Origin of the sequence: Kitasatospora sp. NPDC028055, from assembly GCF_040637885.1 — a bacterium.
In the GTDB taxonomy this organism is placed as follows: Bacteria; Actinomycetota; Actinomycetes; order Streptomycetales; family Streptomycetaceae; genus Kitasatospora.
On the sequence record NZ_JBEZXE010000046.1, the window covers coordinates 1 to 22,941 of the forward strand.

Consider the following 22,941-nt stretch of genomic DNA (forward strand, 5'->3'; position numbering starts at 1 on the left):
GGCCACCTCCCTCCCCCGACCCGGCGTAGGGCGTCCACTGCCGCCCCCCGGGGGGCGGCAGTGGACGCCCGGCCGGAGCCCGGCGCGGCGTCAGACCAGTGCGGCCTCGATCAGGTCGGCGGCCCTCGACGCGCCGCCGCCCGCGCGGACCTCCGCACTGAGTTCGGCCAGCCGGGCCGCCACCGCCGGGTCGGTGGTCAGCTCCAGGACGGCGGAGCGCAACGCCTCGGCGGTGGCCTGCTCGGTGTCCAGGCGCCGGGCGACGCCGAGTTCGACCAGCCGGTCCGCGTTGTCGAACTGGTCGGCGGCCTGGGGCACCGCCACCATGGGCAGCCCGCAGTACAGGCCTTCGCTGCACCCGCCCATCCCGGCGTGGGTGATGAAGGCGTCGGCCTGCCGCAGCACCGCGAACTGCGGTACCCAGGGGTGCACTTCGACGTTGGCCGGGATCGGCCCCAGCTCCGCCGGGTCGGTCGCCTTGCCGACCTGGAGCACGACGTGCCAGCCGGGCAGGTCCCCGAAGGCCTCCAGGCACGCCCGGTAGAAGGCCGGCTGGTGGGTGAAGGCGGAGCCGAGCGAGACCAGCAGGACCTTCTGCGCGCCCTGCGGCCGGGTCCAACTTCCCTGGTGCTCACGGTTGTCCAGGCAGGGGCCGGCGAAGGAGAAGACCTCGGGGTCGATCTCCTCGAGCGCGCTCTGCAGCGCCCGGGGGATCAGCGCGACCCCGCGGTCGGGCCGCAGCATGTACGAGAACATGTCCTGGGGCGCCACCCCGTTCTCGGCCAGCCACTTGGCGAAGCGCTCCGGAACGCCCTCCGCCTCCAGGGCCGCCATGACCGTCCGGAACGGCTCCACCCGGGGGTCGGCCTGGGCGACCCGGGACGGCAGGACCAGCACCGACGGCACGCCCCAGCCGTCGGCCAGGACCCGTCCCGCGTACGCCATGAAGTCGTACAGCACCAGGTCGGGCCGGTCGTCGTGGAACGCCTCCCGCATCCGGGGCAGCATCGCCTGTGCCTCACCGAAGACCATGCCGTGGATGTTGGTCCCGGGCGCGACCGCACGGCCCTTGAGGACCTCCAGGCCGGTCTGGTACGGCACGAGCCGGGCGCCGGTGGTCCCGATCTGCTCGGCGAACGCCGGGTCGTTGACGTAACTGACGCGGTGGCCACGGGAGACCAGCTCCCGGATCACGTCCAGGCTGGGGTTGACGTGGCCGTGCGCCGGGATGTTCACCATCGCGATGTGTGCTGGACGGGGCATGTCGGTACCTCTCCGCATGGTCAGCAGAATCCTGTGCGTGAGCTTCTGACGTTACGTCATGTTCCGGGTGGGCAGGCGGGCAGGGTGGCCCGGGCCTCGGTCGGCGCCCGCGCGCAGGTCTCCAGCTGCCGCGCGAACGCGCCCCGCACCGGGGTGGTCCCTCGGGTCGGGGGCGGGTGGTGTTCGTTCCGGGGTGCCGCGATGAGAAAGCCGTGAGATCAGCGAGGGTCGTTCGTAGCCCTCGCATGGCCTCTGACCAGGGCAAACGGCCCTCATGGCGGGCGTCGGGGCCGGGCCCGTTCAGAGGTGACTCAGAGCTTGCGGTGCCATCGTGGACCGCCCCGGCGGGCCGTGCCGCCGCCGGGAGTCAAGGAGGTCCCCCGATGGTCACTGCCACCGCACCCAAGTCCCGGCGGGCGCCGGCCGGACCGCGTCACCGGGCGGCCGAGCGCCCGCCGCTCGCGCTGCCGCCGGGCGCCGCGCTCGGCCTGGTCGCCGCCGGCGTGCTCGGCGTGCTCGGGCTGTGGTGGGCGGACACCGCCTCGGTGGCCGGGGCGGCCGGCTGGCTGACCGGCGCCGGGCGGATCACCGGGCTGCTCGCCGGGTACGCCGCGCCGGTGCTGCTCCTGCTGATGGCCCGGCTGCCGGCGGTGGAGCGCGGGGTCGGCGCCGACCGGCTGGCCCGCTGGCACGCGTACGGCGGCCGCTGGCTGGTCGGCCTGGTCACCGTGCACCTGCTGACCGTGGTCTGGGGCTATGCGCTCACCGACGGGCGCGGGCCGCTCGCCGAGGGCGTGGAGATCGTGTTCCACTACCCCGACATGCTCAAGGCCGCCTTCGGCACCCTGCTGATGCTCGGCACCGGAGCGGTCTCCGCCCGGGCGGCCCGCCGCCGGCTCTCCTACGAGACCTGGTACTACCTGCACCTGGCCACCTACCTCGCGGTGGCACTGGCCTTCGCCCACCAGCTGACCACCGGCGCCGACCTCGGCGGCGGGCCCGGCCGGGCCGCCTGGTACGCGCTCTACTTCGGGACGGCGGCGCTGCTCGGCTGGTTCCGGCTGCTGCGGCCCTGGCTGCTCGACCGGCGGCACGGACTGCGGGTCGCCGAGGTCCGGCCGGAGGGGCCGGGCGTGGTGTCGCTGTTCCTGGCCGGTCGGCGGCTGGACGAACTCCGCGCCGAGCCCGGCCAGTTCTTCCGCCTCCAGTTCCAGGCCCCCGGACTGCGCTGGGCCGCCAACCCGTACTCGCTGTCCGCGCCGGCCCACCCGGACTTCCTCCGGTTCACCGTCAAGGACCTCGGCGGCCACAGCGCCGCCGTCGCCCGGCTGCGCCCGGGCACCCTGGTCCGGGCCGAGGGGCCGTACGGGGCGTTCACCGGACGGCGGCAGCGCCGGCGCCGGGTGCTGCTGCTCGGGGTGGGCGTGGGGATCACCCCGCTGCGGGCCCTGTTCGAGACCCTGCCGGGCGAGGTGACCCTGGTGCAGCGGGCCCGGCGCGCCGAGGACGTGCTGTTCCGGGCGGAGCTGGCGGAGGTCGCCCGGCGGCGCGGCGCGGTGGTGCACGAGCTGCTCGGCCCGCGCGAACACATCGGGGACCTCGGGGCCGCGCTGGCCCGGCTGGTGCCGGGGCTCGCGGAACACGAGGTGTACCTGTGCGGGCCCGAGGCCGTCACCGCGGAGGCCGTACGGGCGCTGCGGGCGGCCGGGGTGCGGCCGGGGCGGATCCACCACGAGTCCTTCGCCTTCTGAGCCCGCCCCGCTGCCACTCACTCGTCCAGTCATCGTGCAGTCATCGTCCAGTCATCGGAATCGTCCACTCATCGGAGGAGTCGTCCGGTCATGCGCCGAGCCGTCGTCACCAGTGCCGCCACCGCCGCCGGGGTGGTGCTGCTGCTCTCCCTCAAACCACACCAGGCGACCGGGAGCGCGCCCGTGATCAGCTCGGGGGCGGGCACCCCGTCCGGCTCCGGATCCGGGTCCGGGTCCGGCTCGTCCTCGGGCAGCGGGACCACCGGCGCCGCCGACACCTCCGGCTCCGCCTCCCCCGCGCCCGCACCGGCGGCGGGCGGCGCCACCCGGAAGGTCAGCGGTGACACCGTCAACACCCGGTACGGCCCGGTCCAGGTGCAGGTCACCCTCGCCGGGAGCCGGATCACCGGCATCGACGTGGTCAAGTACCCCACCGAGGACCGCCGGGACCGCGAGATCAACGCCGACGCCCTCCCCACTCTCAACCAGGAGGCGATCGCCGCGCAGAGCGCCCAGATCGACGCAGTCAGCGGCGCGACCTACACCAGCGACGGCTACACCCGCTCGCTGCAGAGCGCCCTCGACCGGGCGAAGGGCTGACGCCCGGTGCTGCGGCACGCCGAGCCCGTGATGGGCACCGTGTTCTCGATCGCCGTCCGCGACCCCGGCCCCGGGACCCGCGAGGCGCTGCGGCGGATCGCCGACCGGCTGCACCGGATCGACGCGGTGTTCTCCCCGTACCGGCCGGAGAGCGACATCAGCCGGCTCGACCGGGGCGAACTGGCCCTCGCGGGCTGCGATCCCGAGGTCGGCACGGTGCTGGACGCCTGCCGCGAGGTCGCGGCCGAGACCGACGGCTACTTCACCGAGCGCCCCGGCGGGCGGCTCGACCCCAGCGGCTGGGTCAAGGGCTGGGCCGTCGAGGAGGCGGCCCGGCTGCTGCGCGCCGCCGGGGCCCGGCAGTTCTGCGTCAACGGCGGCGGCGACGTGCAGACCTGCGGCGGGCCCTGGCGGATCGGCGTCGCCCACCCCGGGCGGCCGGGCGCGCTCGCCGCCGTCCTGGGCGGCAGCGACCTCGCGATCGCCACCTCCGGCACCGCCGAACGCGGCGCACACGTCCTGGACCCGCACACCGGCCGACCGGCGGAGGGCCTCGCCTCGCTCACCCTGGTGGGCGCCCCCGGCACCGGCATCGCCCGCACCGACGCCTGGGCCACCGCCGCCTTCGCGATGGGCCCGGACCGGGCCCTCGCCTGGGCGGCCCGCCGACCCGGGGTGGAGGCGCTCGCCGTCCTGCCGGACGGCACCAAGCGCTGGACCCCCGGCCTGCCCGGCCACCTGCCGCCGGCCGGGCCCGCCGACTGGCAGCTCGCCACGGCGCGCTGACGCCCGCGCGTACGGCCCACGCGCGTACGGCCCACGCGCGCGGGCCCAACCAGCGCGCGCCCAGGAGCGCGCACGCCCAGGTGCGCGCGGCACCGGCAACCTCCGGGCCATTCGGACGATTTCATCCCATCAGGTGAACCCGACGATCATGCCCCCGCCCACACCGGCCCGGTCATCGATAGTGGGGGAACCACCGGGCGCCGAGGCGTCCCGTTCCCCGACGGACCACCCCCAGGAGCCGTTCATGCCGAGCGAGGCCGCCCAGCGGGTCGAACTGGTCTTCACCCTCTTCGAGGCCAGCCGCAACGGAGCCGCGGACTCCGACGGACCGGCGAAGCAGGCCGTCCGCGCCGCCTTCCGACGCTACCGGGCCACCCTGGAGGGCGAGTTGGACGCCGACGCCGCCTGGGCCGACGGGATCCGCGACTTCCACGCCCCGGACCAGGCCGGCATCCCGGGCGACCGCCTGGTCGGCACCCCGGCCGCCTGACCCCTACGGAGGCACCGTGACACCCGTCGTCGCACTCGCCGTCGGCCACGCCGCCGTCGACGCCGCCGCCGGCGCCCGGCCCGGGTCGGCCGCGTGAACGCCGCGCCGCTGGCCGGCCGGACCGCCCTGGTCGTCGTCGACCTGCAGAACGACTTCTGCGCCGGGCCGGTCGCCGCCGTGCGCTACCCCGGCGACCCGACCCGGCTCACCACCGTCGCCGCCAACACCGCCCGCGCCGTCGAGGCGGCCCGGGCCCACGGCACCGAGGTGGTCTTCGTCCGCTTCCTCGGCGACCCCGCCCACCAGGGCGCGAGCTGGCGCCACCGGGACGCCGTGCTCGGCAAGCGCCCCAAGTGCCTCGACGGCAGCTGGGGCGCCGAGTTCCACGCCGTGACGCCGAGGGCGGACGAGGCCGTGTTCACCAAGCACGCCTGCTTCGACGCCTTCCTCAGCGCGGGCTTCGAGCGGCACCTCGCCGACGGCGGCGTCCACCACCTCGCCATGGCCGGCGTGTTCGCCGACGTGTGCGTCGACAGCACCGCGCGCACCGCCTTCCAGAAGGGCTTCCACGTCACCGTCCTCGCCGACTGCACCGCGGCGCTGCACCTGCCCGACGAGGCGGTCCTCGGCTTCATGCGCCGGGTGTACGGCGCCCGGGTCACCACCCGCGACCGGCTCGACGTCTGGACCAACCCTCCCGAGACCCCCGACCCCCGACCGCAGGAGCGCACATGAGCGTCGGCGCGACCGAGACCCTCGACCCGACCGGAACCCCCGCCACCGACGACCACGCCGCCGTCGACGACCATGCCGTCGAAGACCATGCCGCCGTCGATGACCACGCCGTGGCCGGAGAGCACGCCGTCACCGAAGGCGTGGGCCTCACCGCCGTGCTGGTCGCCGCCGCCCGGGCGATCGAGACCCACCGCCCCGACGCCCTCGCCCGCGACCCGTACGCGGAGCACTTCGTCCGCGCCGTCCCCGCCGCCGCCGACTGGCCGCTCCACCCCCGGGACGTCCCGGCCGGGGAGGCCGACCCGCTGTGGGGCCGGCTCGGCCGCTACTTCGCCCTGCGCACCCGGGCGTTGGACGACCAGCTGCTGCGCGCCGTGCAACTGGGCGCCCGGCAGGTCGTCCTGCTCGGCGCCGGGCTGGACGCCCGGGCGTACCGGCTCGACTGGCCGTCCGACTGCGCCCTCTACGAGATCGACCGGCCCGAGGTGCTGGCCTTCAAACAGGGCGTCCTGGACGGCATCGAAGCCCGTCCGACGACCCCGCACCGCGTCGCCGTCGGCGCCGACCTGCGCACCGACTGGGCCCACGCGCTCACCGCCGCCGGCTTCCGCCCCGACCGGCCCACTGCCTGGCTGGCCGAAGGTCTGCTGCTCTTCCTGCCCGGCACCGCCGAACGCGAACTCTTCGCCAGCGTCGACCGGCTCAGCGCGCCCGGCTCCACCCTCGCCTACGAGGCCAAGTTCGGCTTCGAGTCCGCGGCCGTCCGCGGCAACCCCGTCTACACCGCCACCCGGGACCGGACCGGCATCGACCTGCCGGCCCTCTTCGACGCCGAACCCCGCCCCGACACCTCCGCCGACCTCCGCGCACACGGCTGGTCCACCACCGACCACACCCCCTTCGAGTTCACCCGCCACTACGGCCGCGGCCCGCTCCCCGAACCGGACGACACCCTCGCGGCCAACCGCTGGGTCTTCGCCGTCCGGCCCTGAGCCGCCGCCGACCAGATTCTGACGCGTCGTCAGTCGTCATCAGCCGCTTCCGTCGGGCATCCAGCCGGTTCGGATCAGCGTTCCGGACGGGCGGCCCGGCGTCACATGGACCCCCCGGCCCGGGGGGAGGACCCGGGGGGCGACGGACCCCAGCAGCGGGCCTTCCTCCGCGCCGCCGGGGAGGACCACCCCGTGCCGGCCGAGGTCGCAGACCGCGCGGAGGAAGGGGTCGGTGGCCCGGGCACGGCCGGCGCCCTCCGCGCGGCGGGCGACGATCACCCGCAGGCCCACGCTCCCCGCCTGATCGAGGAGTTCGGCCAGGGAGGCCAGCGGGTGCGGCTCGCCCTCGGCGAGGGCCTCGGCGATCAGCTCGTAGTCGTCCACGACGAGGAAGATGTCCTTGTGCCCCCGCCGGCCCTGCCGCCGTCGGTCGGCGCCCGACGCACGGCTGGCGGCGGCGACGCGCACGATCCGGGCCAGGGTGGCAAGACCCGACACGCTGGAAGCGTGGTGGACGAGGTACTCGGGCGGCAGCCGGTCCAGCAGCGTGCGGCGGAAGTCGAAGACCAGGAAGCCGATCTCCTCCGCGCTGTAGCGCTCGGTGAGCCGCCTGACCAGCAGCCGGAGCAGCGCGGTCTTCCCCGATCCGGGGTCGCCGAACACGGCGAACAGCGGATCCCGCTCGAAGTCGACGAAGACGGGGGCCTGTTCGGCCGGGTCCGTCCCGATGGCCACGCCCCGCGGGTCGTCGCCGCGCGGGAGGCGGTCGACGTCCACCCCGGCGGGGGCGGCCGTTCCGCCCTGCGGCACGACCAGCGCCTCGGCGAGACCGGGGCGGTGGAGTTCGGGGTCGGCCGCCTGGATCATCCGGTACAGCCGCTGCACGGCCGGACCCGGCTCGATGCCGAGCTCCGTGCTCAGCCGGTCCTGGAGCCGACGGTAGGCCTCGATCGCGTCGTCCCGCAGCCCGCAGCGGTACTGGGCGAGCATCAGCAGGGCGCACAGCCGCTCGCGCAACGGGTCCTCGGAGACCAGCTGTTCGAGCTCCGCGAGGAACTCCAGGTGCCGTCCGAGCGCCAGCCCCGTGACGTACAGCTCCTCGCCGGCCGCCCTCATCCGCTCGGTCAGCCGGGTGCGCTCCCAGGAGGCGTACGGCCCCGGTACCCCGTCCAGCGCGGGCCCCTCCCAGAGGTCGAGTGCGGACCGCAGCAGGGCGTGCGCCTCGGACAGGCTCCCGGCCTCCTGGGCCTGCCGGGCCTCGACCAGACGCTGCTCGAAGACGGCCACGTCGAGCGACCCCGGATCGACGGTCAGCCGGTAGCCGCCGCTGACCGACTGGAGGATCTCGGCGGCGCCGCGCGGCCCGGTGCGGTCCGCCAGGACGTTGCGCAGCCGAACGACGTAGGTGCGCACGGCAGCCAGGGCCTGGGCCGGTGGGGCGTCGCCGAAGACGGCGTTGACCAGGCTCGCCATCGGCACCGGTGCCGGGGCGTGCAGCAGCAGGGCGGCCAGGACGGCCTGCTGCTGCGGTGAGCCTGCGGGCCGCGGCTCCCCGCCCCGCAGGACGCGCAGCCGGCCGAGCAGCCGGTAGCTGAGGCGGGTGTCGCCCGGGCCGGGCGGCGGCGCCGTTTCGCGCAGCAACTCCTGGGCGCGTTCGTGCAACTGCTCCAGCCTGGTCCGCTCCCGCTCTGCCAACGGCCCCGGCAGGCCGGTCAGTGGCGGCCCCTGCCAGAGGGCGAGGGCCTCCTCGACGTGTCGTCGGGCCGCCACCGGGTCGGTGGCCAGCAGGACCGACTCGGCATGCTCCACGGCCCGTTCGAAGAGCACGGCGTCGATCTGCTCAGAGACGACGTTCAGGACCCAGGTGTATCCGTCCGCCAGTTCCTCGAGGACCTCGCGGGGAGCCGGGTACGAGTTGAGTACGCGCTCCAACTCCTGTACGTGGAGCCAGACTTCGTCGACCTCCTGGGTAGAGGAGGTGTGCTGCGGCCGTACCGCCTGCATCAGCACCTCGGCCCGGACGGGGCGGCCCCGGTACTTGAGCAGGGCTGCGAGCACCGCCCTGCGCTCCGCCGGGCCGAGGTCCACGTGCTCGTCCCCGCGCCAGGCGCGCACCTCGCCGAGCAGCGTGAACCTCAGTGGTGGCGCCGCCGTCCGGTCGGGCTGCCGCAGGGCGCCCGAGGACTCGATCCGCAGGGCGACCTCGGCAGCGGACGGGCGTCGGCTCGGGTCGGAGTGCAGCAGCTCGGAAGCGAGACCGTGCAGGGTCTCGGGGGCTCCGGTCTCCTGGAGGAGTTTGCCGAGGGCGTGAAGGTCGTCGGAGGGGTTCGCCGGGGCGTCGCCGGTGAACTCGATCCCGAAGTCGCAGAGCGCCGGGGTGCCGTCCGGGCGGACGAGGATGTTGGCGGGCTCGATCCTGCCGTGCGCGATCCCGTTGCCGTGCAGGTAGGTCAGTGCCCTGGCGACGCCGTACACGATCGCGGCGGCCTCGTACGGGGGCAACGGCCCCCCTTCCAACGCGGTCCGCAGATCGTTGTTGTCAATGAACTCCATTACCAGATAGGCGCGTTCGGCGTCGATGCCGGAGCTGCGGCAGGCGACGACGCCGGGGTGGTCGAGCAGTGCGAGCCTCCCCGCCTGCTCCAGGAACGGTTCCGCCTCCAGGACGGCGGGCAGGCTCTCCCGGTCGAAGGTCTTGACCGCGACGCTCGAGCCGAGCAGGTCGTCCCGGGCGCGCCAGACCTCACTGCGCCGCCCCTGGGCGATCCGCTCGATGAGGCGGAAGCGACGGGCGAGCAGGGGCTGTTCGGCCTCGCGCCGACGGTCCTGGCGCCAACGGCCGTCGAACTCCCAGATGTGGACGTGGGTGTCCCGGTCGCCGATCGAGGCGATCACGCAGCGGGTCTCGTCACCGGAGATCCCGACGATCGTCCGCGCGCGGCCTGGGTCGACCACCGCGGCGGCGAAGAACTCTGCGGTCGTGGGGTCATCGGGCTGCCAGCGGTGGAGGCGCCCGGTGGGGTCGACGCCGACCAGGTACGAGGGCCCGTCCGGCCGCGGCAGGGTGGTCATCGCCCAGGATCGGTGTCCGCCGGGAAGCCCGGGCAGGTCCGAAGCTACAGAGCCGTCACCTGGATCCCACAAGGTCATCCGACCTTGGAGGTCGGATGTCCAGAGGTACTTGGTCCTATCTGCGTGAATGAAGGACGCCATAGCCGTCGGTGAGACTCCGGCGCTTACTTGACCCGCCACGAAGGAGCCGTCACGGCCTTCCCAATAGCGCAATGCACCAGAAGAATCCACAGTGCAGAGAATCGAGGGGTAGCCTCCCAGCTCAGCTATGGCGACAATCTCTACAGCCGAAACCGGAAGGGAATGAGGAGGCCTCGCCTCAAGACCGGTCGTGGGGTCGATGTAGCGCAGTAGGCCGTCTACACCGTAGACAGCAACACAGTTGGGGCCAGCACCATCTGGATTTCGCACCGTCGCAATCGCCACGGCCGGGCTGGGCAGACGGAAGCTGCGGACGTTGGAGTAGGAGTCCCCCGCCCCCTCCGGCCCGACCAGTGCGGCCAGTTGGGCGTCGAGGGGCCAGGTCACTAGTTCGTCCGGGCGGCGGGGCATCCGGTCGAGCAGGTACTGGAACTCCTGGGCGTACTCGATCCGTCGGTAGGCGTCGCCGAGGCGGCCGCGGATCTCCTCGCGCAGTTCCTCCTCGGTGAGGAAGGCGAGGGTGACGGTGGTCGCGGAGTCGAGGTAGCGCATCCCCTCGCGCGAGTTGGTGGTGACGATCAGGCTGCCCGAGGTGTCCGCGAGCAGTGCCGCGAGTTCTCGGGGGAGCCCGGATCCCGGGCGCAGGGCGTCCACGACGATCAGCCAGTCGGGGTGGCCGGCGACCGCCTCGCCCAGGGGGACACGAGGCCACGCCCCGAGGGCGGACCTCAGCTGGACGAACCCGGTCGCCAGCCCGTCCGCCGTCCGCCCGTTGATCCAGTGAACGAAGGAGTGCCGGTCGCCGTGGCGCTGGACGTACTCCTGGACGAGTCGTCGCCTGCCCATGCCCGGTGCTGCCTCGATCACCACCGGCCGGGTGTGTACGCCACCCGGTTCACAGACCTGTACGAGCCGGTCGAGTTCCTCCTGCCGTCCGATCATCCGGGGCGGGTCGGGTGGGCTGGTGATCGGCGGGGGTGGGGTCAGCAGGTCGCGCCGGAGGGTCCGGCCGCCGACGGCGCTGCTCAAGTGCCGGGCGATCGTGACGTGTTGGCCGCCCGCCCCGGCCAGCACCCGCGCCGCGACCTCGGCGAACGGGCGGCTGCGCTCCGGGATCCGGTGCCGTGAGTCCTCCGTCGCGGCGGCGAGGGCGCGGAAGTCGAGGGTGCCGCCGAAGGTCGCGGCGACCCGGCCGGAGACCTTGGCGAGGACGTGCTCCAGCACCCGGACCGACTCGGTGCGGGTCAACTCCCCCAGCAGTTCCTCCCGGACGCCGTCGACGAAGTCGTACACCACCTCGTCCGGGTCCGCGGCCTTCTCCCGCACCTCGATCAGCCCGGACAGGAACAGCTCGGCCAGTTCCCGCTGGCCCGACTCCGGCACGGTCGACCGCTGGACCAGCCGCATCACCGGCAGGCTGAGCGGCGCCGCCGCCAGGTGGCAGGCGAGCCGATAGGCGTTCGGGGAGCTGCCGGCCCGGAAGGCGGCGACCCGGTCGGCGGGCGGGCGCGCGGCCGTCTCCCTGGTGCGCGGGCGCGGCGGGCGCGGGACCCCGCTGAGCGGCGCGGCGAGCATGGGGGTCCACCCGGTGGTGCGGCCGGCGGTGAGGTCGGCCCAGGGGGCGAGCCAGTCGGCGTCGATCTCCAGCACGGGCAGCCAGCCGACCGAGGCCCGGGCCGATTCGCCGGCCCGGCCGCGCGGGATGCCGGGCAGGGTGCTCTCGGTGCGCAGTACGGGGACGGGCCGTCCGTGGGTGGCGGCCCGGGCCTCGACCGGGGCGGGGCGCAGGGCCGTCCGGTGCCAGAGCCGGCGGGGCAGCACCTGGAGGGCGGCGGCCGGCCCGGTGGCGGCGGTGCGGGCCAGGAAGGGCACCAACTCGCTGCCGTACCAGGCCGGTCCGACGCCGTCGGTGAGGACGAACAGGATCCGGCGGGCGTGCGGGTCGGCCAGCGGCCGGGACCAGTTCCGGTCGGGGGTGGCGGGCGGCGGGGCGGCGGTGCGACGGCGGCGGAAGGGGGTGAGGTGCGGGGTCTGCCGGTCGGTGTCGAGGGACCAGGTGCGCACCTCCTCGAAGGCGCCGTGGCGTTCCAGCAGGGTGGCGAGTTCACCGGCGAGGTCGTGCCAGACGGCCATGGTGGCGCCGGTGTCGACCAGCAGGTCGACGGAGTAGCGGGGCCGGGTCCGCTGCCAGACCGGCAGCAGCACCCCGGCCTCGGCGGTGGCCTCCGCCGTCGCCTCCTCGTCGAGGTGCGACGGCCTGCGGCCGCCGGGGCGTTGGGTGAGCGGTCGGCGCAGCGGCCGCAGGGCGCGGGCGATGGCGAGGGCGCCGGGCAGGGCGGGGGGCCGGGTGACCTGGACGACTTCGGCGCCGCGGGCGGGGCTGCCCGGGTGGTGGGGGTCGGTGGGGGCGTGGCGGGGGTGGAGTTCGACCTTGGGGCCGGGCCGCGGGGTGGTGGGGGCGGACGGTCGGGGACGGTCGGGGTCGGCGGACGGCTGGTGCGGGTGCGGGTGCGGGGTGGTCGGGGGCGCGGGGTGGCCGCCCGGCGGCTCCGGGTCGGCGTCGGCGTCGACCTCGGCATCGACACCGTCGTCGGCGTCGGGGAGCGGGCCGAGGCCGGCCAGCCGGGAGATCCACACCGCGTCGGCGAGGTCCTGGGGCCGTGACGCGCCGTCCTCGGGTGCGACGAGGGCGGCCAGCGCCTGCCGCAGCGCGGCGCGCGCCGCCGACGCTCCGTCCGTGCCGGGCCCGCCCGTACCACTCCCGCTCGTCCCGTTCCCGCCCGCGCCGGACCCGCCCGCGCCGGACCCGCCCGCGCCGCGCCCGCCCGTACCGAACCCGTCCACCCGCCGCCGCCTCAGCCCTCGTTGAGCGGGCGCAGCAGGACGTCCTGGATGACGTCGCGCCCCGGCCCGCTGCCCCACAGGCCGCGCTCGGCCATCAGCAGGGCGTTGAGCAGCTGGTCGTTGGCCAGGTCGGCGCCGTCCTCGCGCTGGCGGCGCAGGAACTCGGTGATCAGCTCGGCGCGTTGGGCGCCGTCCGGGCTGCCGTCCGGGCCGAGGTGGGCGGCGACCATGGCGGCCAGCCGTTCCTCGGTGGGCGGTTGGATCTCCAGCCGGACGCAGCGGCGCAGCAGGGCGGAGGGGAACTCCCGCTCGCCGTTGCTGGTGAGGACGACCAACGGGAAGTGGGCGCAGCGCACGTGGCCGCCGCGGACGACGGCATGCCGGCCGGGGTCGGCGACGGCGACCTCCTGCGGGCCCGGGCCGAGGCGCTGGAGTTCGGGGATCTCGAACTCGCCCTCCTCGAAGACGTTGAGGAGGTCGTTGGGCAGGTCGATGTCGCTCTTGTCGATCTCGTCGATGAGGACGACGCGGGGGGTGCGCCAGGGCAGCAGGGCGGTGCCGAGCGGGCCGAGGCGCAGGAACCGGCCGATGGCGGGCGGCCTGCGGTGGGTGCCGTCCTGCGGCGCGTGCAGGCCGGCCTCGTGGAGGCGGCCGATGGCGTCGTAGCTGTAGAGGCCGTCGCGCAGTGTGGAGCGGCTGCTGATCGGCCAGCGCAGCACCGGGCCGAGGCCCAGCTCGTGGGCGACGGCGTAGGCGAGGGTGGACTTTCCGACGCCGGGCTTGCCGGTGATCAGCAGCGGGCGGCGCAGGTGGAGGGCCAGGTTGACGAGGTGGATCTCGCGCTCGTCGGCCTGGTAGGCGGTGGCCTGCTGGACGCGGCCGAGTCGGCGGGCCGTCAGCCCGGCGGCTTCCTCGGCCGGGGGTGGCGGGAGTTCCTCGTCGTCGTCGACCCAGTCGCCGAAGGAGCGCCAGGCCGGGGCGGGCGGGAGCGCGGCGATGCCGCCGTGGGGCACGCCGGTGCCCCGGTAGATCCACCAGTTCTCGGGCATGGTTACCGCCTCGTCCTCATCGTCTGCCGTTGGTTCCCGCTCCAGTGCCGACCATCCGTCTCACACCGTCCGCCTCACGCCATCCGTCTCACACCATCCCCGGGAACCCGGCGTCCTGATCCGGGTCCAGGCAGTTCGGGTCGTCCCAGAAGAGGGTGACGCCGTCCTGGGCGGGCGCCTGCCGGGTCACCTTGCGGTGCCGGTGGACGGCTTCCGGCAGGTGGGCGAGTGAGCGCGGGCGGTCGCGGCGCAGGGCGTCGACCACGTCGGTCGGGGCGCCCGGGGAGCGGCGCCACAGCATGGCCGGGACGCCGTCGATCTCCACGGCGTCGAGCACGGCCGCCCGCACCCGGGGGTCGAGTTCGTCGTACGGGGTGTCGAGGCCGAGGCAGGCGACGGTGGGGCGGCCGTCGAGCCAGCCGGGCAGGTCGGCGACCCGTTCGGGGTGCAGGGGCGGCCAGCCGATGCGGTCGACGGCCTCGCAGTCGAGGGTGTCGGCGAACAGGTGCTCCCACCGGTCGTACCAGGCCTCGGTCTGCAGCCACGGGTTGATGTAGCGGTCCAGGTAGCGGACCACCACCGGGTGCAGCAGTCCGATCCGTCGTCCGTCCAGGGTCGGGGACCACAGCTCGGCGCTGTGGCCGAGCAGTTCCCTGGGCAGCAGGAACTCGATCCGGACCGGGCTGCGCTTGTGCCGGCCGAGCTCGGAGACCAGGGTCTGCCAGCCGGCCAGCCGGGCGCTGCCCTCGGCGACCAGGTCCTCCAGGGCGAGGGAGTCGGTGGCGACCAGGTCGTGGAGGCGTTCGATCGGGCCGCCGGCCAGCGGCTGCCGGTAGCAGGACGCCCGGAGGTGGTAGCGGCCGGCCTCGATGTGCTCCGGGGTCTCGGGTTCCAGCCGGATCTGCACGATCAGGCGGGCGGCGGCCTTCTCCGGGGGCGCGGGGCGGGCGACCGGGAGGCTGCTCAGCAGGGCGCCCAGGTCGGCGAGCCGGGGGTGCCGGAGCAGCAGGTCCTGGTCCCGGGCCAGGCTGTCCAGGAAGGCCAGGGCGTGGCCGGCGTCGGGGCCGCCGAAGTGGTCCAGCAGCCGGGTGAGGACCTCGGGCAGGGTGGTCCGCTCGTCGATGCGGTGGCGGCCGGGCGCGTTCGGGGGCACGTGGAGGAGCAGGCGGTGCGGGCCGGGGGCCGGGTCCAGGGTGCGCAGCAGGGTGATGGCGCGCAGCAGGACGCCGGCCGGCAGTCCGGTCTCGGCGGTCAGTGCGAGCACGGTCACCTCCAGCCAGGGCAGGGCGCCGCCGTACGGGTCGTGGTCCCTGAGCGCCTCGCGGAGCGAGCCGAGTACGGCCCGGGGGTCGCGGGCGCAGCGGATGCTCCGCAGGATCTCCAGGACGTGTTCGCGCGCGGTGTCGGCCTCCTTGACGTCCAGGTGGAAGTGCTTGGACGACGGGGAGCGACCCATCGTCTCCAGCACTCCCTGCCGGAACTCCCGCCGCTGCATCCCCCGGAAGCCGAACAGGATGTCGGCCAGCAGGCCCTCGGCCTCCTCGAACGGGGCGGCGAGGTGCGTGCCCGGTTCGCCGCCGGCCCACGGCGGCCGGTCGCCGTACGCGCCTGGGTGCATCGGCCTACCAGCTTCCCGGACGGTCGGCGGGGCGGTCCCCGGCGGCCCGGTCCAGTACGTCCCGCAGCTGCGGCAACGCGCCGTCGTGGGGGGCGAGTTCCTCCAGTGCCGTGTACAGCGCGCGCAGCGCCGCCGGGGCGTCGCGGTGGCCGCGGCAGCGGCGCACGATGCGGAACAGGTGGTCGCGGCGGTCGGAGCGCTCCTCGACCTCGAAGGAGTGCGGCAGGCCGAGGTGCTCGCCCATCCGCTCCAGCAGGTCGAAGCGGCCGTCGGCGCGCGCGGTGTACGGGAGGGCCATCAGCGCCGTCACCACGTCGGCGTCGGTGGGCGGCGGTTGGGGCGCGGCCGCGCGGACCACCGGGCCGAGGAAGGCGAGCAGCGCGGCCAGCGGCACGTACCAGCCGCCCAGGTCCTGCTTGTACGAGCGGCTGCCCTTGAGCACGCCGCGCACCAGCCCGTCCGCTCCGACCAGCATGCTGCCGCTGAGGCCGGGCTGCACGAAGCCGGTGACGGCGATGAACTCCCCGGACCGGCCGACGACCTGGAGGGCCACCGTGTCCTCGTTGACCCCCGGTGTCGGGGTGGCCGTGGAGTGGCCGAGGGCGGTCAGCCACGTGCCCGGTTCGGCCTCGGCGCCCGCCAGCGGGGCCACCGGGTGGCCGGGGGAGGCGGCCGGGACGTCGAGCAGCGCGAGGTCGGGGAACGCCTCGAAGGGGCCGGTGCCCAGGCCGGCGGGTTCGGCCCGGACGGCACCGGGCGGTACGGGGTGGGTGCTCGTCCCATGCCGCACCATCAGTGCCTCGACCGGGCCGCGCCGGTCCAGCACCACGTGCGCGCAGGTGACGGCCAGGCCCGGGGCGACCAGGAAGCCGCTGCCCAGGAAGGCGCCCGCGGCCTCGATCCGGACGGCGCAGCGGTGCAGCGCCTCGGCCCGGGCGCGGTCGAGGTGCGGGCCGGTCACTCCGCGGCGGCGGGGGTGGCGGCCTCGGCGCCCTCGGCCGCAGCTCCTCCGCCCGCCCGTTCCCGGCGCGCCGCGAGGTCCCAGGAGAGCTTGACGGTCAGCCCCGCCTCGCTCCCGGCCTCCGCGATGATCCCGAGCAACTGCCCCGATTTCACGGCCAGTTTGAGCCCGAACTCGACCTCGAAGGTGTCCGGCGCCCCGGCCCCGCCCTGGGTGATCGTCTCCGCCGCCCAGCGCCCGATGCCCTGCACCGTGCCGCGCACCTGGTCCAGCGACAGCGCCACCGCCGAGCCGACCCGGGCGGCCCGGTCCCGCAGCCCCACGTCGCCGAACTCGTCCTCGCCCCCGGCTGCGGCGAAGCCCACCTCGCCGATCACCTCGGCCCGCACCGTGGTGCCGTCCCCCAGGTCGATCGTCTCCACCGTCACGTCCCCGGCCATGCCGCTCCCCTCCCGAACGTCCGGGCCGTACGCCCGGACCGCCGTCCTCACCTGCGGCCTCCCCGACCGCGCGCGCCACAATACCGCGACCGCGCGGCCCGCTCGATCGTCTTCCGCCCGCCCGGCGGCTCCCCTCTTCGTGGGTGACGGGTGCTCACCCCTGGCTCCGGGAGAAGGCCTTACGCGTTGAGCGTTTCTGCGCAGAGCGGGTCGCGGTGGGCCGAGAGCGGGGGGACGGGTTGCTCAAAACTGCAGTCACGATTGACATGAACCGCCCGGAGCAGCAAGCTGCTCTTTCGAAACTGCTCAAAACTAGTGTTCTTCAAGCATCTTGGATCATCCGATCAAGCACGCACGAAGGCGGTATCTGCGGTGGACAAACGTGTGCTGGCCCTCGTCTCGGCGTGTGCCCTGGGGGCGCTCGCCCTCACCTCCTGCGGCAGTGGCGGCGGGAGCGGCAGTGGTGGGGCGGACGCCGACGGGAAGGTGACGCTCAAGCTGGTGGCCGCCGACTACGGCGACAAGGAGTCCAACAGCTCGAAGAACTACTGGAACCGGGTCGCCACCGCGTTCACCGCGGCCAACCCCGGCATCAAGGTGGACGTCCAGGTGGTGAACTGGAACGACATCGACAAGCAGGTCAAGACGATGATCCAGAGCGGCAACGTGCCGGACGTGCTGCAGACCGGCGGTTACGCCGACAAGGTCGCCGACGACCTGCTGTACAAGGCCGAGGACGTGCTCTCCCCCGACACCCGGGGCGACCTGATCGACAGCTTCGCCCGGGCCGGGCAGGTCAAGGGCGTGCAGTACGGCATCCCGTTCGTCTCCTCGGCGCGGGCGCTGTTCTACAACAAGGCGCTGTTCCAGCAGGCCGGGATCGGCCAACCGCCCACCAGTTGGGACGAGTTGCGCAAGGACGCCGAGCTGGTGAAGGCCAAGGTGCCCGGGGTCACGCCGTACGCGCTGCCGCTGGGGCCGGAGGAGGCCCAGGGCGAGAGCATGATCTGGGAGCTGGGCGACGACGGCGGGCCGACCGGCAAGGACGGCGCGTACACCCTGAACAGCCAGGCCAACATCGACACCTTCCGCTGGCTCAGGTCCAACCTGGTCGACCCCGGGCTGACCTACGCCAACCCGGCCACCACCGACCGCAAGACCGCGTTCGCGGACTTCGCGGCCGGGAAGGCGGCCATGCTCAACGGGCACCCGTCGCTGATCCAGATGGCGCAGGACGGCAAGGTCGACTACGGGGTCGCGCCCATCCCCGGCAAGAACGGCCCGCTGGCCTCCACCCTCGGCGTGGCGGACTGGATGATGGCGTTCAAGAAGAACGGGCACCGCGACCAGATCCGGAAGTTCCTCGACTTCGCGTACAGCAAGGACAACCAGGTCGCCTTCGACGAGACGTACAACCTGATGCCGGTCACCCAGAGCGCGCTGCGCGAACTCACCACCGGGGGCAAGCACCAGGACCTCGCGCCGTTCTTCGCGCTGCTGCCGCACGCCGTGTTCTACCCGCTCGGCGACACCACCTGGGACGCCGTCTCGGCCGAGCTCAAGAAGTCGGTCGGCAGCGCCGTCTCGGGCGACCCGGCCAAGGTGCTCGGCGACCTCCAGAAGAAGGCCCAGGACGCGGTCGCGAACAAGTGACGGCCCACTTCGGACAGTTGACGGCCGGCTCCCGTCGAAGGCCGTGAAAGGCACCCCCGTGACTCCCAACCCCCCTGTGCGCAGAGGCCGCCGGTTCGGCCCGCTGCCGTGGATCGCCCCGGCCGTGCTGCTGATCCTCGCCGTGGTGCTGTGGCCGGTGTACGAGATGGTCCGCACCTCCTTCCTGCGGGTCAGCACCAGCGGCTTCGTCCGCGGCTCGGCCGGACTGGACAAGTACCGGAAGCTGTTCGGCGAGACGGACCTGGGCCACGTCCTGCTGGCCACGGTCGCCTGGACCCTCGCCGTGGTCGGCCTGACCATGCTGCTGTCGCTCGCCCTGGCCCAGCTGTTCGACCAGCGCTTCCCGGGCCGGCGCTACGCCCGCTGGGCGCTGATCGCCCCGTGGGCGGCGTCCGTGCTGATGACCGCGATCGGCTTCCGCTGGATGCTGGACCGGACGGCGGGCGTGCTGAACACCCTCCTGACCGACCTCGGGCTGGTCGACGGCCCGCGGGACTGGCTGGGCGACCCGTCGACGGCCTGGCCCTGGATGGTCTTCGTCGCCGTGTTCGTGTCCCTCCCGTTCACCACCTACACCCTGCTGGCCGGCCTGCAGACCGTCCCCGCCGAGGTGTACGAGGCGGCCCGGGTGGACGGCGCCTCGGCCTGGCAGGCGTACCGGCGGATCACCCTGCCGCTGCTGCGCCCGGCGTTCCTGGTCGGCCTGGTGATCAACCTGATCAACGTCTTCAACTCCTTTCCGGTGATCTGGGGCATGACCCAGGGCGGCCCGAGCAGCGACACGGCCACCAGCACGGTGTTCATGTACCAGTTGAAGTCCACCGACATCGGGGAGTCCGCGGCGATGTCGGTGGTCAACTTCGCCCTCGTGGTGCTGATGGTGCTGGCCTTCCTCAAGGTCAGCGGCTGGAACCAGGAGGAGAGCTGATGCTGCGTCAGAACCGTTGGAGGCCGCGCACCCTGGCCCTCGCGGGAGCGGCCTGGCTGCTGGCGGCGGTCTTCCTGTTCCCGTACCTGGAGATGGTGGTCACCGCGCTGCGCCCGGCCGACGAGCTGCGCGACGCGACCTACCTGCCACGGCACTTCGCCTGGTCCAACTTCGTCGGCGTATGGCAGGAGTCGACGCTCGGCGACAATCTGCGGGTCACCCTGCTGGTGGCCGGCGGCTCCACCCTGCTGGCGCTGCTGGTCGCGCTGCCCGCCGCCTACTACACCGCCCGGGTGCGCTACCGGGGCCGCCGGCTGTTCCTGCTGCTGGTGCTGGTCACCCAGATGTTCCAGCCGACCTCCCTGCTGGTGGGCCTCTACCGGGAGTTCTACCAGCTGTCCATGCTCAACTCGGTCTGGACGCTGATCCTCTGCAACGCCGCGTTCAACCTGGCCTTCGCGGTCTGGATCCTCACCGCGTACATCTCCTCGATCCCGGTGGAGCTGGAGGAGGCCGCCATGCTCGACGGCCTGGGCCGGATCGGGGCGCTGCGCCGGGTGGTGCTGCCGCTGGCCCTGCCGGGCGTGGTCACGGCGGTGATCTTCACCTTCATCTCCGCCTGGAACGAGTTCGTCATGGGCCTGACGCTGTCCACCGATCCGGGCAGCCAGCCGCTGACCGTCGGGATCAACAGCTTCATCGGCAACTACACCGTCCAGTGGAACTACCTGTTCGCCGGCTCGGTCGTCGCGATCGTGCCGGTGGTGGTGCTGTTCGCGGTGATCGAGCGGCACGTGGTCTCCGGCCTGACCGCCGGATCCGTCAAGTAGCGCTCCGAACAACCGAGTCGAGCCCCTGCCCCCTCCAACAAGCCACCGAGCACCCGAGTCGACAGGAGAACCCCCGTGCGCCTGCTCCGACCCCAGCTCCGCAGGGCCGCCCTCGCGGCGGCCCTGACCAGCCTCGCCGCCGTCACCGGCCCCGTCGTGCCGGCCCACGCCGCCGGCCCGCCCGCCGCCGTCCTGGACGACGGCCACCAGAGCGTCACCTGGCAGAGCCCCACCTACGCCAAGGGCACCCTCGGCGGCGCCACCTCCTGCCCCGCCGTCGCCCAGGACCCGGACGGCGCGGTCTGCGCCCGCTTCGACCTGACGGTGAACGTCCCGAAGGGCTACTGGGACGACAACCCCGAGGGCGGCGTCCCGATCTCCGTCCAGTGGCAGAACCCCACCGACGACTTCGACCTGTACATCTACGACGCCAACGGCAAGGAGGTCGCCGAGAGCGCGGGCACCGCCGACCCGGAGGCGACGGTGATCCCCAAGGCCTCCGGCACCTACCACGTCCTGGTCGTCCCGTACGACGTGCACGGCGGCTCCTTCACCGGCCGCGCCTACCTGCCGCAGACCGCCGACGCCGGCGACCTCACCTCGTTCAGCGGCGGCAAGGGCAGCTACGACATCGCCGCGGGCACCCTCAAGGCCAAGGTCGACTTCCTCGCCGACGACCAACTGCGGCTGCGCGCCGCGCCGGACGGCACCCTCACCGACCCGGCGGGCAGCACCATCATCCGCAAGCAGCCCGAACTCCAGCCCCGCACCTCCTCGTTCGACGCCGGCGACTACTACGGCATCCGGTCCGGCCACGTCGTCCTGCGGGTCTACAAGCACCCGCTGCGGTTCGGCCTCTACCAGGCCGACAACCGCACCGCGATCTGGCAGGAGAACGCCCCGCTGCGCTGGTCCACCAGCGGCCTGCGGCAGAGCCTGACCCGCGGCGCCGACGAGCAGTTCTTCGGCGGCGGCGAGCAGAACGGCAGCTTCTCGCACCGCGACCAGACCGTCCACGTCGCCAACAGCACCAACTGGAACGAGGGCGGCTACAACAACTCCCAGCCGTTCTACGTCTCCAGCGGCGGCTACGGCGTCTTCCGCAACACCTTCGCCCCCGGAATCTACGACTTCGGCTCGCCGGTGCGCACCGGGCAGCAGGAACGGCGCCTGGACGCCTACTACTTCACCGGTGACGTCAAGTCCGTCATCGGCCAGTACACCTCACTGGTCGGCAAGCCCTTCATGCCGCCCGTCTACGGCCTGGAACCCGGCGACTCCGACTGCTACCTGCACAACGCCAACCGCGGCGAGCGCCACACCACCGACGCCCTCAAGGTCGCCGACGGCTACGTGCAGAACCAGATGCCGCTCGGCTGGATGCTGGTCAACGACGGCTACGGCTGCGGCTACGAGAACCTCCCGCAGACCGGCGAGGGCCTGCGCAAGGACCACGCCCAGCTCGGCCTGTGGACCCAGAACGGCCTGCCCAACCAGGCCGAGGAGGTCAAGGCCGGGGTCCGGGTGCGCAAGCTCGACGTCGCCTGGGTCGGCAACGGCTACGACTTCGCGCTGAACGCCTGCGACCAGGCCAAGGCCGGCATCGAGGACAACAGCGACGCCCGCGGCTTCGTCTGGCTGCCGGTCTCCTGGGCCGGCGCCCAGCGCTGCGGCGTGCTGTGGAGCGGCGACCAGAGCCTGTCCTGGGACTACATCCGCTGGCAGATCCCCACCTACGCGGGCGCCACCATGTCCGGCATCGCCTACAACACCGGGGACGTCGGCTCGATCTTCCGCCGCGACCCCAAGATGTACACCCGCGACCTCCAGTGGAAGGCCTTCCTGCCGACCATCATGACCATGGACGGCTGGGCCAAGGACATGACCGGCAAGGAGCAGCGCGACCAGCAGCCCTGGCTGGACGGCGAGCCCTACACCTCGATCAACCGCAAGTACCTGCAGCTCAAGGAGCGCCTGCTGCCGTACATGTACACCCTGTCCGCCGAGGCCACCCGCACCGGCATCGGCGCCGTCCGGCCGCTCGCCCTGGAGTACCCGCACGACAAGGACGCGCTCGGCCCGAACGCCAAGTACGAGTTCCTCGCGGGACCGGACTTCCTGGTCGCCCCGGTCTACTCCGACACCTCGGTGCGCAACGGCATCTACCTGCCCGAGGGCACCTGGACCGACTACTGGACCGGGCGCACCTACCAGGGGCCCACCACCATCGACAACTACTCCGCCCCGCTGGACACGCTGCCGCTGTTCGTCAAGGGCGGCGCCATCGTCCCGATGTGGCCGCAGGGCACGCTGTCCTGGCAGAACCGCGACCGCGGCGAACTCGACTACGACCTCTACCCGCAGGGCGACTCCTCGTACACCCTGTACGAGGACGACGGCGTCACCCGCCAGTACAACGCCGGGTCCTCCGCCACCCAGCAGGTCGAGGTCCACTCCCACGGGCCGGTCACCACCGTCGAGGTCGGTGCCAGCGAGGGCAGCTACACCGGCAAGCCGGACGCCCGCTCGTACCGCTTCACCGTGCACGGCCAGTCCGCCCCGCGCCTGGTCGTCACCCAGGGCGGGCGGCTGCCCGAACTCGAGTCGGCCGCCGACCTCGACACCGCCACCTCCGGCTGGTACCACGACCCGGCAACGGGCGTGACCCACGTCAAGACCCCGTCCGTCCCCACCGACGACCAGTTCTCGCTCCACCTGATCCACTGAACACTGGTCCGGAGGCCGACTGATCGGCCTGCTGGCTGAT

16 protein-coding genes are annotated in these 22,941 nt (G+C 73.6%); 10 read left to right on the top strand and 6 right to left on the bottom strand.

All coding sequences use genetic code 11. The annotated features are described in order from the left end of the window. Positions 1 to 90 precede the first annotated feature (90 nt). Positions 91 to 1,263: a macrolide family glycosyltransferase gene (locus AB0F71_RS32215; RefSeq protein ID WP_360241967.1), complete on the bottom strand. Its 1,173-nt coding sequence runs from the start codon at positions 1,261 to 1,263 to the stop codon at positions 91 to 93. 383 nt (positions 1,264 to 1,646) lie between these two features. Between AB0F71_RS32215 and AB0F71_RS32220 the strand changes: the two genes are divergently transcribed. The 6 genes from AB0F71_RS32220 (at position 1,647) to AB0F71_RS32245 (ending at position 6,617) form a co-directional block, all read left to right on the top strand. Further along, the gene (locus tag AB0F71_RS32220; RefSeq protein WP_360241970.1) at positions 1,647 to 3,014 is read left to right on the top strand and encodes a ferredoxin reductase family protein; all 1,368 of its coding nucleotides are present in this window, start codon (positions 1,647 to 1,649) and stop codon (positions 3,012 to 3,014) included. 90 nt (positions 3,015 to 3,104) lie between these two features. Continuing rightward, positions 3,105 to 3,614, top strand: coding sequence for an FMN-binding protein (locus AB0F71_RS32225; protein ID WP_360241973.1), 510 nt, complete (start codon positions 3,105 to 3,107; stop codon positions 3,612 to 3,614). Positions 3,615 to 3,620: 6 nt separating this feature from the next. Beyond that, complete coding sequence (locus AB0F71_RS32230) at positions 3,621 to 4,400, top strand: FAD:protein FMN transferase (protein ID WP_360241976.1); 780 nt, start codon at positions 3,621 to 3,623, stop codon at positions 4,398 to 4,400. A gap of 244 nt (positions 4,401 to 4,644) precedes the next feature. Beyond that, on the top strand, positions 4,645 to 4,890 hold the full coding sequence (locus tag AB0F71_RS32235; protein ID WP_360241979.1) for a hypothetical protein: 246 nt from the start codon (positions 4,645 to 4,647) through the stop codon (positions 4,888 to 4,890). A 93-nt stretch (positions 4,891 to 4,983) separates the two neighbouring features. Further along, the gene (locus tag AB0F71_RS32240) at positions 4,984 to 5,625 is read left to right on the top strand and encodes a cysteine hydrolase (RefSeq protein WP_360241982.1); all 642 of its coding nucleotides are present in this window, start codon (positions 4,984 to 4,986) and stop codon (positions 5,623 to 5,625) included. Continuing rightward, entirely contained in the window at positions 5,622 to 6,617 is a 996-nt protein-coding gene (locus tag AB0F71_RS32245; protein WP_360241985.1) for a class I SAM-dependent methyltransferase, read from the top strand. The genes AB0F71_RS32240 and AB0F71_RS32245 overlap by 4 nt, the downstream gene beginning before the upstream one ends. Before the next feature lie 39 nt (positions 6,618 to 6,656). Here AB0F71_RS32245 and AB0F71_RS32250 read toward each other — a convergent pair whose 3' ends face one another. From AB0F71_RS32250 to AB0F71_RS32270, 5 genes are all read right to left on the bottom strand, one after another. Continuing rightward, positions 6,657 to 12,674: an SAV_2336 N-terminal domain-related protein gene (locus AB0F71_RS32250; protein WP_360241992.1), complete on the bottom strand. Its 6,018-nt coding sequence runs from the start codon at positions 12,672 to 12,674 to the stop codon at positions 6,657 to 6,659. Positions 12,675 to 12,685: 11 nt separating this feature from the next. Then, positions 12,686 to 13,723 (bottom strand): MoxR family ATPase, encoded by a 1,038-nt coding sequence (locus tag AB0F71_RS32255; protein WP_360241995.1) that lies wholly within the window; start codon positions 13,721 to 13,723, stop codon positions 12,686 to 12,688. Between the two features lie 88 nt (positions 13,724 to 13,811). Continuing rightward, positions 13,812 to 15,341 (bottom strand): hypothetical protein, encoded by a 1,530-nt coding sequence (locus AB0F71_RS32260; RefSeq protein ID WP_360241998.1) that lies wholly within the window; start codon positions 15,339 to 15,341, stop codon positions 13,812 to 13,814. A 4-nt stretch (positions 15,342 to 15,345) separates the two neighbouring features. Beyond that, the gene (locus AB0F71_RS32265; RefSeq protein WP_360242001.1) at positions 15,346 to 16,302 is read right to left on the bottom strand and encodes a trypsin-like peptidase domain-containing protein; all 957 of its coding nucleotides are present in this window, start codon (positions 16,300 to 16,302) and stop codon (positions 15,346 to 15,348) included. Continuing rightward, entirely contained in the window at positions 16,299 to 16,793 is a 495-nt protein-coding gene (locus AB0F71_RS32270; protein ID WP_360242004.1) for a CU044_2847 family protein, read from the bottom strand. The genes AB0F71_RS32265 and AB0F71_RS32270 overlap by 4 nt, the downstream gene beginning before the upstream one ends. A gap of 321 nt (positions 16,794 to 17,114) precedes the next feature. Here AB0F71_RS32270 and AB0F71_RS32275 point away from each other — a divergent pair, with 321 nt between their 5' ends. From AB0F71_RS32275 to AB0F71_RS32290, 4 genes are all read left to right on the top strand, one after another. Continuing rightward, positions 17,115 to 18,395 (top strand): extracellular solute-binding protein, encoded by a 1,281-nt coding sequence (locus AB0F71_RS32275; protein ID WP_360242007.1) that lies wholly within the window; start codon positions 17,115 to 17,117, stop codon positions 18,393 to 18,395. A 76-nt stretch (positions 18,396 to 18,471) separates the two neighbouring features. Beyond that, positions 18,472 to 19,344, top strand: coding sequence for a sugar ABC transporter permease (locus AB0F71_RS32280; RefSeq protein ID WP_360242010.1), 873 nt, complete (start codon positions 18,472 to 18,474; stop codon positions 19,342 to 19,344). Next, positions 19,344 to 20,174: a carbohydrate ABC transporter permease gene (locus tag AB0F71_RS32285; RefSeq protein WP_360242013.1), complete on the top strand. Its 831-nt coding sequence runs from the start codon at positions 19,344 to 19,346 to the stop codon at positions 20,172 to 20,174. The genes AB0F71_RS32280 and AB0F71_RS32285 overlap by 1 nt, the downstream gene beginning before the upstream one ends. A gap of 75 nt (positions 20,175 to 20,249) precedes the next feature. Further along, positions 20,250 to 22,901 (top strand): TIM-barrel domain-containing protein, encoded by a 2,652-nt coding sequence (locus AB0F71_RS32290; RefSeq protein ID WP_360242016.1) that lies wholly within the window; start codon positions 20,250 to 20,252, stop codon positions 22,899 to 22,901. The last annotated feature ends 40 nt before the right edge of the window (positions 22,902 to 22,941 follow it).